Source organism: Streptomyces triculaminicus (genome assembly GCF_017349075.1).
Lineage (GTDB): Bacteria > Actinomycetota > Actinomycetes > Streptomycetales > Streptomycetaceae > Streptomyces > Streptomyces triculaminicus.
The window spans coordinates 410,530-424,080 of the sequence record NZ_JAFMOF010000003.1 but is presented as its reverse complement, the minus strand read 5'-3'; the positions used below and the strand labels follow the sequence as shown (position 1 = coordinate 424,080).

Sequence of the window (13,551 nt, the reverse complement as noted above, 5' to 3'; positions counted from 1 at the left end):
CTGGAGGCGAGGGAAGGGAGAGAACCGTGATCGTCACGCTGATCGTCGCCTGCGAGGTGGGCTTCTGGCTCCTGCTGGCAGCAGGTCTCAGCCTGCGCTATCTCGCCCGGATGCCCCGGGCGGGGATCGCCGTGCTGCTGCTCGAGCCCGTGCTGGAGCTGGTGCTGCTGATCGCCACCGCGATCGACCTGGGGAACGGCGCCTCGGCCGACTGGAAGCACGGCCTGGCCGCGGTCTACATCGGCTTCTCGGTCGGGCTCGGCCACTCCACGATCAAGTGGGCCGACCAGCGCTTCGCCCACCGCTTCGCCGGTGGCCCGCCGCCGGTGAAGCCGCCGAAGTACGGCATGGCGCGGACGGTGCACGAGTGGAAGACGGCCGGGAAGTGGGTGCTGTCCGCGGTGGTCGCCATCTGCCTGCTGCAGGCGGCCGCCTGGTACGTGGGCGACGGGGGCGACACCAGCTCGCTGCGCATGTGGCAGACGAGGATGCTGTGGGTGATCGGCATCAATGTGGTCATCGCGCTGAGCTACACGATCTGGCCCAAGGAGCCGAAGAAGGCGCCGAAGAAGGACGCCGGCGCGGAGCCGGTCGAGCACCACGAAACGACGCGCAGCTGAGCCTCATGACGCCGTGGCATCGTGCCGCGGCGTCAGGCGACGTTGACCCTCCCCCAGACTTCGTCCGGGGGTACCCCCATCCAGAGAGAAGCCTTATTTAGGCGACATTGACTCTCTGCCCGGGCGGGGCCGCCTCGAGCCAGGCCAGGAAGCCGGTGAGCGCGTCCTCGCTCATCGCCAGCTCCAGGCGGGTGCCCTCGTGCAGGCAGGCGAGGACGATGGCGTCCGACAGCAGCGCCAGCTCCTCCTCGCCCTGCGGCGTGCGCCGCTCCAGCACCTCGATGGAGTCGCGCTGCAGGACGCGGCGCGGGCGGGGGGCGTACGAGAAGACCCGGAACCACTCGATCCGGTCACCGTTGTAGCGAGCGACCCCGTACACCCAGCCTTTTCCGGCGGGTCCGGGGTCGTCCTCGGGAACGTTCCAGCGCAGACTGCAGTCGAACGTCCCGCCGGACCGCTGGATGAGCCGCCTGCGCAGCCCGAAGACGAAGAGTCCCACCAGCACCAGTAGAACGACGATGCCGCTCACGAGCAGAGCGAGGACCATCTCCACCGACCTCCTCGCATCATCTAGAGCTGCACCTGCGTTATCGCCTCAGCCGCGGACCGCCCTGGAGGTCGTCCAGGCCGGTCCGCGGCTGAGGGTCGTACTCGAAGCGGGACGCGGGCTAGCGAACGCCCGTGACCGCCTTCAGCCGGACATCCGCGCGGCGCTCGGCGGCCGCGTCGGCGTCCGCCTTGGCGCGCTCGAGCGCCCGCTCGGCGCGCTCGATGTCGATCTCGTCCGCAAGCTCCGCGATCTCGGCGAGCAGCGAAAGCTTGTCGTCCGCGAACGAGATGAACCCACCGTGCACCGCGGCGACGACGTTGCCGTCGGCGGTCTTGATGGTCACCGGGCCGGACTCCAGCACACCGAGCAGCGGCTGGTGGCCGGGCATGACGCCGATGTCACCCGATGTGGTACGCGCGATGACCAGAGTGGCCTCGCCGGACCAGACGCTTCGGTCCGCCGCGACCAGCTCGACGTGCAGCTCAGCAGCCAACGTGGCTCCTCGGGTCTCCACCCGCCGGGTGTGGCGGGTGTTGGGTCAAAGAATAGGGGACGTACGGACCGGGGGCGGGGCAGCCCCGCCCCCGGCCGTCAAGAGCACGGGGCTCAGGAGACGCCCAGCTCCTTGGCGTTGGCCTTGAGGTCCTCGAGGCCACCGCACATGAAGAACGCCTGCTCCGGGAAGTGGTCGAACTCGCCGTCGGCGATGGCGTTGAACGCGGCGATGGACTCGTCCAGCGGCACGTCGGAGCCGTCGACGCCGGTGAACTGCTTCGCGGCGTGGGTGTTCTGCGACAGGAAGCGCTCGATACGGCGGGCGCGGTGGACGACCAGCTTGTCCTCTTCGCCGAGCTCGTCGATACCGAGGATCGCGATGATGTCCTGGAGGTCCTTGTACTTCTGCAGGATGCCCTTGACGCGCATGGCGGCGTCGTAGTGGTCCTGCGCGATGTAGCGCGGGTCCAGGATGCGGGACGTCGAGTCCAGCGGGTCGACCGCCGGGTAGATGCCCTTCTCCGAGATCGGACGCGACAGAACGGTCGTCGCGTCGAGGTGCGCGAAGGTCGTCGCCGGGGCCGGGTCGGTCAGGTCGTCCGCGGGAACGTAGATCGCCTGCATCGAGGTGATCGAGTGACCACGGGTCGAGGTGATGCGCTCCTGCAGGAGGCCCATCTCGTCGGCGAGGTTCGGCTGGTAACCCACCGCGGACGGCATGCGGCCGAGCAGGGTCGAGACCTCGGAACCGGCCTGGGTGAAGCGGAAGATGTTGTCGATGAAGAACAGCACGTCCTGCTTCTGCACATCGCGGAAGTACTCCGCCATGGTCAGACCGGCCAGGGCCACGCGCAGACGGGTGCCCGGGGGCTCGTCCATCTGGCCGAAGACCAGCGCGGTCTTGTCCAGAACGCCGGAGTCCGCCATCTCGTGGATGAGGTCGTTGCCCTCACGGGTGCGCTCACCGACGCCGGCGAAGACGGAAACGCCCTCGTGCAGCTTCGCCACACGCATGATCATTTCCTGGATCAGAACGGTCTTGCCGACACCGGCACCACCGAACAGACCGATCTTGCCGCCCTTGACGTACGGGGTGAGAAGGTCGACGACCTTCAGACCCGTCTCGAACATCTCGGTCTTCGACTCGAGCTGGTCGAACGCCGGGGCCTTGCGGTGGATGGACCAGCGCTCGGTGACCTCGGACTCGGCCTCGGGGTCGTTCAGGATCTTGCCCAGGGTGTTGAACACCCGGCCCTTGGTGACGTCACCGACGGGGACGGTGATGCCGTCGCCGGTGTTCGTCACGGCGGCCTGGCGGACCAGGCCGTCGGTGGGCTCCATGGCGATGGCGCGCACCATGCCCTCGCCCAGGTGCTGCGCGACCTCGAGCGTCAGGATCTTCGTCTTGCCGGCCTCGGCCGGGTCGGCGACCTCGACGGTCAGGGCGTTGTAGATCTCCGGCATGGCGTCGACGGGGAACTCCACGTCGACGACCGGGCCGATGACCCGCGCGACGCGGCCCGTCGCCGTGGCCGTCTCAACAGTGGTGGTCATTTATCGGTCACTCCCCGCGGTCGCGTCGGCCAGAGCGCTGGCGCCACCGACGATCTCGCTGATTTCCTGGGTGATGTCGGCCTGGCGGGCCGCGTTGGCAAGCCGCGTGAGCGACTTGATGAGCTCTTCGGCGTTGTCGGTCGCCGACTTCATCGCCCGGCGGCGGGCCGCGTGCTCGGAAGCGGCGGCCTGCAGCAGAGCGTTGTAGATGCGGGACTCGACATACCGCGGGAGCAGTGCGTCGAGCACGCCCTCGTCCGACGGCTCGAAGTCGTACAGCGGAAGGATCTTGTCCTTGACCGCCTCGGACTCCTCGGCCGTCGTCTCCAGGCTCAGTGGCAGCAGCCGCTTGTCGACCGGCGTCTGCGTCATCATCGACACGAATTCCGTGAAGACGATGTGCAGCTCGTCCACGCCGCCCTCGGCCGTGTCCTGCTGGACGGCCTCGATCAGGGGGCCGGCGACCCGCTTGGCGTCGGCGTAGGTCGGGCTGTCGGTGAAGCCCGTCCACGACTCGACGATCGGGCGCTCACGGAAGCCGTAGTACGCGACGCCCTTACGGCCGACGATGTACGTGACGACGTCCTTGCCCTCCGCCTTCAGGCGGGTGGTGAGCAGGTCGGCGGCCTTGATCGCGTTGGAGGAGTAGCCGCCGGCCAGGCCGCGGTCGCTCGTGACGAGCAGGATCGCGACCCGGACCGGGTTCTCCACCTCGGTGGTCAGGGCGTGCTTGGTGTTGGAGCCGGTGGCAACCGCGGTCACTGCCCGGGTGAGCTCACCGGCGTACGGAGCGGACGCGGCCACCTTGCGCTGTGCCTTGACGATGCGCGAGGCGGCGATCATCTCCATCGCCTTGGTGATCTTCTTGGTCGCGGAGACGGTCTTGATCCGCCTCTTGTAGACCCGGATCTGAGCACCCATGCTCAGCCCTCGCCCAGCAGCTTGCCGTCCGAGGTCTCGAACTGCTGCTTGAAGGACGCGATCGCGTCGGCCACGGACTGCAGCGTGTCGTCGGACATCTTGCCGCCCTCGCGGATGCTGTCCATCAGACCCTTGTGCTCACGGTGGAGGTTGTCCAGCAGCTCGCGCTCGAAGCGGCGGATGTCCTCGACCGGAACGTCGTCCATCTTGCCGGTGGTGCCGGCCCAGATGGAGACGACCTGGTCCTCGGTGGAGTACGGGGCGTACTGGCCCTGCTTCAGCAGCTCGACCATGCGCTTACCGCGCTCCAGGGCGGCCTTGGAGGCCGCGTCCAGGTCGGAACCGAAGGCGGCGAACGCCTCGAGCTCGCGGTACTGGGCGAGGTCCACACGGAGGCGGCCGGAGACCTGCTTCATGGCCTTGTGCTGGGCGGAGCCGCCGACACGGGAGACCGAGATACCGACGTTCAGCGCGGGGCGCTGACCGGCGTTGAAGAGGTCCGACTCCAGGAAGCACTGACCGTCGGTGATGGAGATGACGTTGGTCGGGATGAACGCCGACACGTCGTTCGCCTTGGTCTCGACGATCGGCAGACCGGTCATGGAACCGGAACCCATCTCGTCGGAGAGCTTGGCGCAGCGCTCCAGCAGACGCGAGTGCAGGTAGAAGACGTCACCCGGGTAGGCCTCACGGCCCGGCGGGCGGCGCAGCAGCAGGGAGACGGCGCGGTAGGCGTCGGCCTGCTTCGAGAGGTCGTCGAAGACGATCAGGACGTGCTTGCCCTGGTACATCCAGTGCTGGCCGATGGCCGAACCGGTGTACGGGGCGAGGTACTTGAAGCCGGCCGGGTCGGACGCCGGAGCCGCGACGATCGTCGTGTACTCCAGAGCGCCGGCCTCCTCCAGCGCACCGCGCACGGACGCGATGGTGGAGCCCTTCTGGCCGATGGCGACGTAGATGCAGCGGACCTGCTTCTTGGGGTCGCCCGAGCGCCAGTTGTCGCGCTGGTTGATGATCGTGTCGACGGCCAGCGCGGTCTTGCCGGTCTGACGGTCACCGATGATCAGCTGACGCTGGCCACGGCCGACCGGGGTCATCGCGTCGACGGCCTTGTAGCCGGTCTCCATCGGCTCGTGGACCGACTTGCGGACCATGACGCCGGGGGCCTGCAGCTCGAGGGCGCGGCGGCCCTCGATGCCAGTGATCTCGCCGAGGCCGTCGATCGGGTTGCCCAGCGGGTCGACGACGCGGCCGAGGTAGCCCTCGCCGACCGCGACGGAGAGCACCTCACCGGTGCGCTGCACCGGCTGGCCCTCCTCGATGCCGCTGAACTCGCCGAGGACGACCGCACCGATCTCGCGCTCCTCGAGGTTGAGGGCGAGACCGAGGGTGCCGTCCTCGAACCGCAGCAGCTCGTTCGCCATGGCCGAGGGAAGACCCTCGACCTTCGCGATGCCGTCGCCGGCAACGCTGACCGTACCGACCTCCTCGCGCGAGGCCGCGTCCGGCTTGTACGCCTGGACAAAGTTCTCCAGTGCGTCCCGGATCTCCTCCGGCCGGATCGTGAGCTCCGCCATCTGGGTTCCCTGCTCTCCTTGTTGGGCCCGAAGTAATTCTGGGGGTCTGGGGACTTGCTCCCGGAGCAGCCGCGCTGCTCCGGGCCCCCAGAGGACACCGTCGACCCAACTCGGGCCGTCAGTACATGCTCTTGAGTTGGTGGCTGGTCAGCCGGCCATCCGGCGGCCCGCCTCAGCGAGCCGGTCCGCGATGGTGCCGCTGATGACCTCGTCGCCGATCCGCACCTGGATGCCGCCGAGGACCTCGGGGTCGACGTCCAGGTTCAGGTGGACACGCCGCCCGTACAGCTTGGCGAGCGCGTCACCGAGGCGCTGCTTCTGCTGATCGTTCAGCGGCACCGCCGAGACGACCTCCGCGACCATGCGGTCCCGTCGGTCCGCGGCCAGCTTGGAGAGGGCGTTCAGCCCACCTTCCAGGCTACGGCCACGCGGAGCGGACACCAGTCGGACGACCAGGCGCTCGGTGACCGGGTTGGCCCGGCCGCCCAGCAGCTCGCGCACCAGGGCCGCCTTGGCGGACCGGTCCGCGACCTTGTCGGTCAGCGCGGCGCGCAGCTCGGGGTTCGAGGCGACGATCCGGCCGAAGCGGAACAGCTCGTCCTCGACGTCGTCCAGGTCACCGGCACGCTCGGCCGCGACGAGGTCGGCGCCGGACGCCAGCTCCTCGATCGCGTCCACCAGGTCACGCGAACGCGACCAGCGGGAGCGGACCATGCCCGCCACCAGGTCGGCGCACTCGCCGCCCACCTGGCCGCCCAGCAGGCGCCGGGCCAGCTCGGCCTTGGCCTCGCCGGGCTGCGCCGGGTCGGTCAGGACCCGACGCAGCGACACCTCGCGGTCGAGCAGCGCGGTGACGGCCGCGAGCTCGTCGGCGAGCTTGGCCACGTCCACGGACGTGCCCGCCGTCAGCGCGTCGAGGCTCTCACGTGCGGAGGCGAAGGCCTCCCGGCTCGCTCCGTTCATCGGGTGGCCTCGGCCTTCTTCACGTCGGCCGCCTTGTCCTCGAGCGAGTCGAGGAAGCGGTCGACGGTCCGGCTCTGCCGCGCCGAGTCCGTGAGGGACTCGCCGACGATCCGGCCGGCCAGGTCGATGGCCAGCTGGCCGACGTCCTGACGCAGCGAGGCCGCGGCGACCTTGCGGTCGGCATCGATCTGGGCGTGGCCGGCAGCGATGATCTCCTCACGCTGCCGCTGTCCCTCGGACCGCATCTCGGCGATCAGCGCGACGCCCTGCTCCTGCGCCTCCTGACGCAGACGCGCGGCCTCGTGGCGGGCGTCGGCCAGCTGTGCCCGGTAGTCCTCGAGCACCTGCTGCGCCTCGGTCTGGGCCGCGGCGGCCTTCTCCATGCCACCCTGGATGGCTGCCCGGCGCTCGTCCAGAACCTTGTTGATGTTCGGGAGGAGCTTCTTGCCCAGGAAGAGGAAGACGATGGCAAAGGCGATCAGACCGATGACAAGCTCTGGGATCGGCGGGAGGAGGGGGTTCTCCAGCTCCCCCTCGGACGCCAGCAGGGCGTTCACATCAGTGCCTTTCGTCGAAACAAGTGGTCGTCAGGCCTGGATCAGGACGACGGGTAGACGAACGGCATGACCAGGCCGATCAGGGCGAGCGCCTCACAGAAGGCGAAGCCGAGGATCTGGTTGGCGCGGATCAGGCCGGCCGCCTCGGGCTGGCGGGCCAGCGCCTGGGTGCCGTTACCGAAGACGATGCCGACGCCGACGCCGGGGCCGATCGCGGCGAGGCCGTAGCCGATCGAGCCCAGGTTGCCCTTGATCTCGACACCAGCGGCGATGGTCTGGAGAGCAGCAGACATGCTCGTTCTTCCTTCTCTTTCACGGACCGGTGGGGGTTGGCCACCGGACGATTGTTGGACTGGGCAGGCGAGGTGCTCAGTGGTGCTCGGCGAGCGCGCCCTGGACGTAGTTGGTGGCCAGCAGGACGAAGACGTACGCCTGGACGGCCTGGATGAAGAGCTCGAAGGCCGTCATCACGATGGTCATCACGAACGAGACGCCGGCGTAGGCGATGCCGATGCCGTTCAGGAGGTACCAGCTGGCGATGGTGAACATCAGGATCAGCAGGTGGCCGGCGAACATGTTGGCGAAGAGCCGGACGGCGTGGGTGAACGGCCGCACCAGCACGTTCGAGAAGAACTCCAGGGTCACGGCCAGCGGGAGAACGCCGCCGAGCGACTTGTCGTAACCGGTGATGTTCTTCAGGGCGCCGACGAAGCCGTGCTTCTTGAACGTCAGGAACATCCACAGGACGTAGACGATCAGGGCGAGCGCCGCCGGGAAGGCGATGATCGACGTCACCGGGAACTGGGCGACCGGGATGATCGACCAGAGGTTCATGATCCAGACGAAGAAGAACAGCGAGACCATGAAGGGGACGTACTTCTCGCCCTCCTTCTTGCCCAGCGCCTCGTAGACGATGCCCCGGCGGACGAAGTCGTAGCCCGCCTCTCCCACCATCTGGAGCTTGCCCGGGACCACCTTGGCCTTGCCGAATGCCACCCAGAAGAACCCGATGACGATGGCCGAGGTCAGCACGGCCAGCAGCATCGGCTTGTTGAAGTCGACGCCGCCAATGCTGAACAGGGGTTCAAACAAGAACGAGTGGAGGCCTGGGGCCGGGAAGCCGCACCCATCGAAGATGTGGCAATCGGTCTCGAAGGCGAGCAGCGTCTGGTCAGCACTCACCGCGAGCTCCTTCAGCGTGGCGCATAGGTACGGCAACCTCGTTGTGTCGGCGCGGCGCACAGCCGCGGAACGGCACTGGACTGGTCTTGCGGATGGGGGGGCAGGTGATCGGCTCGGAACCGACCGGCGTGACTGGCATCAGCTGCATGGACCGCCGATTGCGTCCCGGGATTCTCGGGAGTTCAGCCGCCTGCGCCCACTGTGCCTCAGATGGCACCGGACGATAGCAGGTGAGCGCGCGAGCACTTATCCCGGGCCTACCTGTCACGACACGGACCCGGCGGGCGCGGACTTCTTCGCGTCAACGGATTCCGGATCCACATAAAAGATCTTGGCCTTCAGGTACGCCCGCGTCTGGGCGGCGGTCCACACGAGGACGGCGGCCAGGAGGGCGAAGGCGAAGGCACGGGTATTGAAGAGCGACGTGTCCCGGAAGACCGCGAGAACGACGGCGGAGATCAGGAACTGCGTCACATAGAGCACCAGGCCCATGGCCTGGAACAGATGCGGAAACGACTTGGCGGTCCGCTGGAGGACGAACAGGCCCAAGGCCATGATCCCGCCCCCCACGGCGGTGCCGACGGCGGCACCGATTCCCCCCTTGCCGCCGGCGAGCACCGAGGCGGCGACGACGGCGACGACGCCGGCGACGGCGGTCGGGACGGCGCACTGCAGAAGTGTTCGGGCGTCGTTGGACTGCATGAAGGGTTTCTCCGGCGAAGTCGGAAGCAACGATTCGTCGTGGACGAGCGTATCCCCGGGAGTGAGGCACAGCTCGCCACGAAGGACCGCCGCACCACGGCCCTTCGGCTCTATCACTCGGGTTTCGTGAACGGTATCACAAACTATTTGATGAGGTCTTTACCTACATCGTGTGCCGCACGTCACACGCACGGGTCAATTCGCTGGTCATCGGGCTGACGAGGCCCTGAATTCTCTGCTATGCGACCTTGCTCGGGAGGGTGTTTCCCGGCTCTCCAGGGGTCCTCCAGGGGTCCTCTAGGAGACCTTCCGGCTGTGTGCGAAGCGCGAGCGGTCCCCGATGGCCGTCGCCCCGTGCAGGCCCGCGGGCACCGGCTCCCCGCGCTCCTCCGCGCCGGCGGCGGGCGTCGGCACGGCCTTGCGGCGGTAGCGCGGCGGGACGAACCGCTCGGCCCAGCGCGGGGCGCGCGGGGTGAAGCGCGGCATCAGCAGCAGCACCAGGCCGACCGCGCTCAGCACCACCACCAGCAGCAGGATCCAGACACTCGCGGAGTTCACGGAATAGGCCACCGCGCCGAAAGCGATGAGGGCCGACCAGAAATACATGATCAATACCGCGCGGCTGTGCGAGTGCCCGATTTCCAGCAGCCGGTGGTGCAGGTGGCCGCGGTCCGCGGCGAACGGCGACTGCCCCTTCCACGTGCGTCGCACGATCGCCAGCAGCAGGTCCGCCACCGGCACCGCGATCACGGTCAGCGGCAGCAGAAGCGGAATGTAGACCGGCACCGTGGCGTGCACCGCCGCCCGCTCGGATCCCGCCCACAGCTTGAGCGCGTCCGGGTCCACCTGGCCGGTGATGGAGATCGCGCCGGCCGCCAGGACCAGCCCGATGAGCATCGAGCCGGAGTCGCCCATGAAGATCCGGGCGGGGTGCATGTTGTGCGGCAGGAAGCCCAGGCACATGCCCATCAGGATCGCGGCGAACAGCGTCGCGGGGGCCGCCGCCTCCAGGCCGTGCCCGAACCACATCCGGTAGGCGTACATGAAGAACGCGGCCGCCGCGATGCACACCATGCCCGCGGCCAGGCCGTCCAGGCCGTCGACGAAGTTCACCGCGTTGATGGTGATCACCACCAGCGCGACCGTCAGCAGCGTGCCCTGCATCGGGGTCAGCGAGACCGTGCCCACACCGGGGACGGGGATGAAGAGGATCGTCAGACCCTGCAGCACCATCACACCGGCGGCGATCATCTGCCCGCCGAGCTTGACCAGCGCGTCCACGCCCCACTTGTCGTCCAGCACGCCCAGCAGCCAGATCAGCCCCGCGCCCGACAACAGCGCCCGGGGCTCGTTGGACAGCTCGAAGACGTGCTTGAGGTTGGACAGGTGCGCGGCCACCAGCAGCCCCGCGCACAGCCCGCCGAACATCGCGATACCGCCGAGCCGGGGCGTGGGCTCCCGGTGCACGTCGCGCGCGCGGATCTCCGGCATGGCGCCGGCAAGGATCGCGAACTTCCGCACCGGGCCCGTCAGGAGATAGGTGACCGCCGCGGTGACGCACAACGTCAGCAGGTATTCACGCACGGGCTGCCCCAGGGATCGCGCCGGACATCACAGCCTCACACCATATTCGCGTCCGCCCCGGAACCGTGAATGCAGCAGAAGACGGCCACCGGCCCGCCGCGGTTCCAAATGATCACATGTGGGAGCGATACGGGGGGAACCTTCCGGCCAGCGCCGCCACCTCCGCGCGCACCGCGCCGTCCCTCGCCTCCCCGCGCAGCGCCGCCCCCATCAGCGCCGCCACCCGCACCATCTCCGCCTCGCCCATGCCCTGGGTGGTCAGGGCCGCCGTGCCCAGCCGCAGGCCGCGCACGCCGCCCCGGGCCAGGCCGCAGGTGTCCAGGACCACCCCGGCCGCGGCGAGCCGCCGACGGGCCGTGGCGCCGTCCAGGCCGAGCGGTGCGGCGTCCGCGGTGATCAGGTGGGTGTCGGTGCCCCCGGTGGCGATCAGGAGCCCCTCAGCGGCCAGCGCGGCGGCCAGCGCGCGGGCGTTGGCGACCACCTGATGGGCGTACGCCGTGAACGCCGGCGTGGCCGCCTCCCCGAAGGCGACGGCCTTCGCCGCGACGGTGTTCATCTGCGCGCCGCCCTGGGTGAGCGGGAACACCGCCCGGTCGATCCGCTCGGCCAGCCGCGCCCCGCACAGGATCAGCCCGCCGCGCGGCCCGCGCAGCACCTTGTGGGTGGTGGCGCACACCACGTCGGCGTACGGGACAGGGCTGGGCGCCGCTCCCCCGGCGACCAGGCCGATGGGATGCGCCGCGTCCACGACGAGGTACGCGCCGACCTCGTCGGCGATCTCGCGGAAGGCCGCGTAGTCGGGATGCCGGGGATAGGAGATCGAACCGCAGACGATGGCCCGCGGCATACGGTCCCGGGCCAGGACGCGCAGCTGGGCGTAGTCGATGAGGCCGGTGTCCTCGTGCAGCCCGTAGTTGGCGAAGTCGAACCAGCGGCCCGAGAAGTTGGCCGGGGAGCCGTGGGTGAGGTGGCCGCCGTGCCGCAGGGACAGGGCCAGCACGGTGTCGCCGGGGTGCAGCAGCGCGGCGTAGGCGGCCAGCACGGCGGCGGTGCCCGAGTGCGGCTGGACGTTGGCGTGCTCGGCGCCGAAGAGGGCCTTGGCCCGGTCGACGGCGACGCGCTCGGCGAGGTCGACGAGCTCGCAGCCGCCGTGGTGGCGGGCGCCGGGATACCCCTCGGCGTACTTGTTGGTCAGCGGCGAGCCGAGGGCGGCCAGAACGGCGGGAGAGGTGAAGTTCTCGGCGGCGACGAGCTGAAGACCGGTCGCCTGGCGCTCGGCCTCCGCCAGCAGCAGCCCGGCCAGCTCGGGGTCCTGGCGCCGCAGCGCCTCGAAGCCGTTTCCCCAGGGAGGGTGCGACCGCTGCTGCTCCCCGCTCACGGGGGCGCCGGCGCCCCGTGCGGGTGTGTGGGTGACGGGCATCGCTGCCTCCGGGCTGTGCGGCGCGATGGTCTCAGCACCCACTGTAGGCCCGGGTCGGCGCGCCCGCAGCAGGCCGCCGGGGGTCGCCTCAGGAGCGGGCCGGAACTCCCGTGAGGGCGGTGACGACCGGGTCGAGGGCCTGGTTGATCTCGTCACCGATGGAGCGGAAGAACGTGATGGGGGCGCCGTAGGGGTCGTGGACCTCGTCGGCCTCCGCGTTGGGCGCCAGCAGCCAGCCGCGCAGGGCGGCCGCGGCCTGCACCAGGGCGCGGGCACGGTCGACCACCCCGCCGGCCTCCTCGGGGTCCGGCAGCGTCGCCGGGTCTATGGCCCGTACCAGCCGGGTGAACTCCTTCAGCGTGAAGGTGCGCAGCCCCGCCGAGTGGCCCATGGAGATGACCTGGGCGCGGTGGTCGCGGGTGGCGGTCAGGACCAGGTCGGCGCGGATGACGTGCTCGTCCAGCAGCTCACGGCCGGTGAAGCCCTGCGCGTCGGCGCCGAAGTCGGCCAGGACGGTGGCGGCGTGGGCCTCCATCGGGGCGCCCTCGTGGCCCCAGGTGCCGGCGCTCTCCACCACCAGGCCGCCCGTCGCGGGGTCGCCGAGGCGATGCGCGAGGGCATGCCGGGTCAGCCGCTCGGTGATGGGCGAGCGGCAGACGTTGCCGGTGCTGACGTGGAGGATGCGGAAAGTGTCGGTGGTGGTGTCCGGTCCCGCTATGCCACGCCCCTGCGGGGCGATCAATTGGCCACCTCGAGCTCGGGTACCACCTCGCGGAGCTGCTCGGCGCTGATGGCGCCGGCGCGCAGCAGGACGGGCACCTTGCCGGTGACGTCCACGATGGAGGACGGCACGTCCGCCGGGGTGGAGCCGCCGTCGAGGTAGACGGAGACGGAGTCGCCGAGCATGTCCTGCGCGGCGTCACAGGTCTGCGGGGCCGGGTGGCCGGTGAGGTTGGCGCTGGAGACGGCCATCGGGCCGAACTCGGTCAGCAGCTCGATGGCGACCGGGTGCAGGGGCATGCGCACGGCGACGGTGCCGCGGGTCTCGCCCAGGTCCCAGGTCAGCGACGGCTGGTGCTTGGCGACGAGGGTCAGCGCGCCGGGCCAGAAGGCGTCGACGAGCTCCCAGGCCTGCTCGGAGAAGTCCGTGACCAGCCCGTGCAGGGTGTTCGGGGAGCCGACGAGGACGGGCGAGGGCATGCCCCGGCCCCGGCCCTTGGCCTGCAGGAGGTCGCCGACGGCCTCGCGGCTGAAGGCGTCCGCGCCGATGCCGTAGACGGTGTCGGTGGGCAGCACGACCAGCTCGCCGCGGCGCACCGCTGCGGCCGCCTCGCGCAGACCGGTCTTGCGGTCGGTCGCGTCGCTGCAGTCGTATCGCCGTGCCATTTAACGCGCCTCCTGGGTCGGTGTCTGAAGTCGTGCGGCG

15 protein-coding genes are annotated in these 13,551 nt (G+C 69.6%); 1 reads left to right on the top strand and 14 read right to left on the bottom strand.

All coding sequences use genetic code 11. The features are described from left to right. Positions 1–26: 26 nt before the first annotated feature. Entirely contained in the window at positions 27–620 is a 594-nt protein-coding gene (locus J1792_RS20565) for a hypothetical protein (protein WP_086573260.1), read from the top strand. A 97-nt stretch (positions 621–717) separates the two neighbouring features. Here J1792_RS20565 and J1792_RS20560 read toward each other — a convergent pair whose 3' ends face one another. The 14 genes from J1792_RS20560 to J1792_RS20495 form a co-directional block, all read right to left on the bottom strand. Further along, complete coding sequence (locus J1792_RS20560) at positions 718–1,167, bottom strand: DUF2550 domain-containing protein (protein ID WP_086573290.1); 450 nt, start codon at positions 1,165–1,167, stop codon at positions 718–720. A 121-nt stretch (positions 1,168–1,288) separates the two neighbouring features. Beyond that, positions 1,289–1,663, bottom strand: a complete 375-nt coding sequence (locus J1792_RS20555) for a F0F1 ATP synthase subunit epsilon (protein WP_086573262.1) — start codon at positions 1,661–1,663, stop codon at positions 1,289–1,291. 113 nt (positions 1,664–1,776) lie between these two features. After that, a complete protein-coding gene (atpD, locus tag J1792_RS20550) occupies positions 1,777–3,219 on the bottom strand; it encodes a F0F1 ATP synthase subunit beta (protein ID WP_086573264.1) in 1,443 nt (480 codons plus the stop codon). Next, positions 3,220–4,140 (bottom strand): F0F1 ATP synthase subunit gamma, encoded by a 921-nt coding sequence (locus tag J1792_RS20545; protein WP_086573266.1) that lies wholly within the window; start codon positions 4,138–4,140, stop codon positions 3,220–3,222. Positions 4,141–4,142: 2 nt separating this feature from the next. Continuing rightward, positions 4,143–5,717: a F0F1 ATP synthase subunit alpha gene (gene atpA, locus J1792_RS20540; protein WP_086573268.1), complete on the bottom strand. Its 1,575-nt coding sequence runs from the start codon at positions 5,715–5,717 to the stop codon at positions 4,143–4,145. Positions 5,718–5,864: 147 nt separating this feature from the next. Further along, the gene (locus tag J1792_RS20535) at positions 5,865–6,680 is read right to left on the bottom strand and encodes a F0F1 ATP synthase subunit delta (RefSeq protein ID WP_086573269.1); all 816 of its coding nucleotides are present in this window, start codon (positions 6,678–6,680) and stop codon (positions 5,865–5,867) included. Then, the gene (locus tag J1792_RS20530) at positions 6,677–7,237 is read right to left on the bottom strand and encodes a F0F1 ATP synthase subunit B (RefSeq protein ID WP_086573271.1); all 561 of its coding nucleotides are present in this window, start codon (positions 7,235–7,237) and stop codon (positions 6,677–6,679) included. The genes J1792_RS20535 and J1792_RS20530 overlap by 4 nt, the downstream gene beginning before the upstream one ends. Before the next feature lie 41 nt (positions 7,238–7,278). Further along, on the bottom strand, positions 7,279–7,530 hold the full coding sequence (gene atpE / locus J1792_RS20525; protein ID WP_030367998.1) for an ATP synthase F0 subunit C: 252 nt from the start codon (positions 7,528–7,530) through the stop codon (positions 7,279–7,281). A gap of 76 nt (positions 7,531–7,606) precedes the next feature. Then, positions 7,607–8,419 (bottom strand): F0F1 ATP synthase subunit A, encoded by an 813-nt coding sequence (gene atpB, locus J1792_RS20520; protein WP_242705350.1) that lies wholly within the window; start codon positions 8,417–8,419, stop codon positions 7,607–7,609. Between the two features lie 264 nt (positions 8,420–8,683). After that, a complete protein-coding gene (locus J1792_RS20515; RefSeq protein ID WP_086573272.1) occupies positions 8,684–9,121 on the bottom strand; it encodes a Cg1360 family ATP-synthase-associated protein in 438 nt (145 codons plus the stop codon). Between the two features lie 297 nt (positions 9,122–9,418). Beyond that, complete coding sequence (locus tag J1792_RS20510; RefSeq protein WP_086573274.1) at positions 9,419–10,705, bottom strand: MraY family glycosyltransferase; 1,287 nt, start codon at positions 10,703–10,705, stop codon at positions 9,419–9,421. 112 nt (positions 10,706–10,817) lie between these two features. Then, positions 10,818–12,125 (bottom strand): serine hydroxymethyltransferase, encoded by a 1,308-nt coding sequence (glyA, locus tag J1792_RS20505; RefSeq protein WP_086573275.1) that lies wholly within the window; start codon positions 12,123–12,125, stop codon positions 10,818–10,820. Positions 12,126–12,213: 88 nt separating this feature from the next. Continuing rightward, positions 12,214–12,867 (bottom strand): arsenate reductase/protein-tyrosine-phosphatase family protein, encoded by a 654-nt coding sequence (locus J1792_RS20500; protein ID WP_086573277.1) that lies wholly within the window; start codon positions 12,865–12,867, stop codon positions 12,214–12,216. Continuing rightward, complete coding sequence (locus J1792_RS20495; RefSeq protein ID WP_086573278.1) at positions 12,864–13,511, bottom strand: L-threonylcarbamoyladenylate synthase; 648 nt, start codon at positions 13,509–13,511, stop codon at positions 12,864–12,866. The genes J1792_RS20500 and J1792_RS20495 overlap by 4 nt, the downstream gene beginning before the upstream one ends. Positions 13,512–13,551: the final 40 nt, after the last annotated feature.

Coding starts and splice junctions, on each gene's coding strand:
- J1792_RS20560 (WP_086573290.1), bottom strand. CDS start 1,167: ATGGTCCTCGCTCTGCTCGTGAGCGGCATCGTCGTTCTACTGGTGCTG.
- atpD (WP_086573264.1), bottom strand. CDS start 3,219: ATGACCACCACTGTTGAGACGGCCACGGCGACGGGCCGCGTCGCGCGG.
- J1792_RS20545 (WP_086573266.1), bottom strand. CDS start 4,140: ATGGGTGCTCAGATCCGGGTCTACAAGAGGCGGATCAAGACCGTCTCC.
- atpA (WP_086573268.1), bottom strand. CDS start 5,717: ATGGCGGAGCTCACGATCCGGCCGGAGGAGATCCGGGACGCACTGGAG.
- J1792_RS20535 (WP_086573269.1), bottom strand. CDS start 6,680: ATGAACGGAGCGAGCCGGGAGGCCTTCGCCTCCGCACGTGAGAGCCTC.
- atpE (WP_030367998.1), bottom strand. CDS start 7,530: ATGTCTGCTGCTCTCCAGACCATCGCCGCTGGTGTCGAGATCAAGGGC.
- J1792_RS20515 (WP_086573272.1), bottom strand. CDS start 9,121: ATGCAGTCCAACGACGCCCGAACACTTCTGCAGTGCGCCGTCCCGACC.
- glyA (WP_086573275.1), bottom strand. CDS start 12,125: ATGCCCGTCACCCACACACCCGCACGGGGCGCCGGCGCCCCCGTGAGC.
- J1792_RS20495 (WP_086573278.1), bottom strand. CDS start 13,511: ATGGCACGGCGATACGACTGCAGCGACGCGACCGACCGCAAGACCGGT.